This window comes from Kitasatospora sp. NPDC093806 (assembly GCF_040683335.1).
In the GTDB taxonomy this organism is placed as follows: Bacteria; Actinomycetota; Actinomycetes; order Streptomycetales; family Streptomycetaceae; genus Kitasatospora.
In genome coordinates this window covers 1-1,296 of sequence record NZ_JBFBDO010000264.1, presented here as the reverse complement: position 1 = coordinate 1,296, position 1,296 = coordinate 1, and the positions used below count along the sequence as shown (strand labels likewise).

The following is a 1,296-nucleotide window of genomic DNA, read 5'->3' as shown; positions in this document are numbered from 1 at the left end:
ACCGCACCCAGGAGGCCTTCCACACGGGCCTCGCCGTCCTCCTCGACGGGATCGCCGCCGCAGCCACCCGCCCCGGCCCCTGAGTGTCCGAGCCATGGGATTCACTGTCGTGCCATGGACGACGCCGCTCATCTCGCCTTCATCGACGGCCTCCTGGCCCGACCGCTGCCGGGCGACGAGACCGCCCGACAGCGTGCGCGGGAACCCCTCGCCCACCACCTCGCCGCTCTCCCGGCCGACGGCGGTGGACCCGCCGAACTCACCGAGGTCGTGGCCTCGTTGCGGGCTCGGTTCGGGCCGTCCGGAACGGTGGCCCTCGACGGCTTCACGGACCCGTCGCTCCGGCGGCTGCCGGGCCCACCGCTCGCCGACCTCCTCGCCGACCGGGCCATCGAGATGTACGGCTGGACCGTGGGGCGGAGGTGGCTCGGAGTCGGCCTCCTCAGGAGCGCCGACGCCGCCGCCCCACGGCTGACCGCCATGGTGAGCGCGGTGGCCGCCCCGGCTCCCGCCGGTGGGCCCGAGCTCCGGCTCCTCCAATGGGCCATGACCTCGGCCGAGCACTCCTTCTGCTGGCTGGTGGAGGATCCGGACCCGGAGAAGTGGCCGATCTTCGCGCGTGACGACAAGTGGACGCCCTGGCGGCGGTTCGACGGTCCGGCCGGAGAATTCGTCCACCGGATGCTGACCGATCCGCAGCATCCCTACTCCCTCGCGCGGCACTTCGACACCCACTGGTTCGCGTCCACCGAACGGGCCGAGGACGCCGAACGGGCCGAGGCGGAGTTCTAGGACGGCTTCCATCCGCGCTGGTGAGCCCGTCCGGACCTCTCAGGCGTGGTCGTCGCCGCCGAGGCGGTCGAGGAGGGCGGTGGAGGCGGCGAGGAGGATGCCCGCGGCGATCATCACGAGGTAGCCCGCCGTCTGGTGATCGGCGGGGACCAGATGGCGGACGAAGCCGAAGATGTGCAGACCCCAGAGGTGGTCGGAGACCAGGCCACTGATGCCGCCGACGATGAGGACGAAACTCGCGAAGCCGAGCAGGTTCTTCATGACCGCCACGTTAGGGAGCCGGTCGGCGGGCGGAATCCGACTTTCGGAGCGAGTGGGCGCCACCAAAGTCGCGGGTCCGGGGTCGGCCGCGGCGGGCCGTGTCACGCGCCACGCCGTGCGGGCGTCGGCGGTGGGGCCCGGACGGAGCAGCGGGCAGGGCGGGGCGGCGGCGGCGCGGGTACGTTCGCGGTGTGCAGCAGAGGTCACTCCACGTCAGCAGGCGCGCCCGCGCCGGGGTCCGGG

General features: G+C 73.1%; 2 protein-coding genes. One reads left to right on the top strand and one right to left on the bottom strand.

The annotated features are described in order from the left end of the window. The first annotated feature begins 114 nt into the window (after positions 1-114). Positions 115-792 carry a hypothetical protein gene (locus tag AB0N76_RS39865; protein WP_363565752.1) on the top strand — a complete coding sequence of 226 codons (678 nt, stop codon included), beginning with the start codon at positions 115-117 and terminating at the stop codon, positions 790-792. A 39-nt stretch (positions 793-831) separates the two neighbouring features. Here the strand turns inward: AB0N76_RS39865 and AB0N76_RS39860 are convergent, their stop codons facing one another. Further along, the gene (locus AB0N76_RS39860; RefSeq protein WP_363565751.1) at positions 832-1,053 is read right to left on the bottom strand and encodes a hypothetical protein; all 222 of its coding nucleotides are present in this window, start codon (positions 1,051-1,053) and stop codon (positions 832-834) included. Positions 1,054-1,296: the final 243 nt, after the last annotated feature.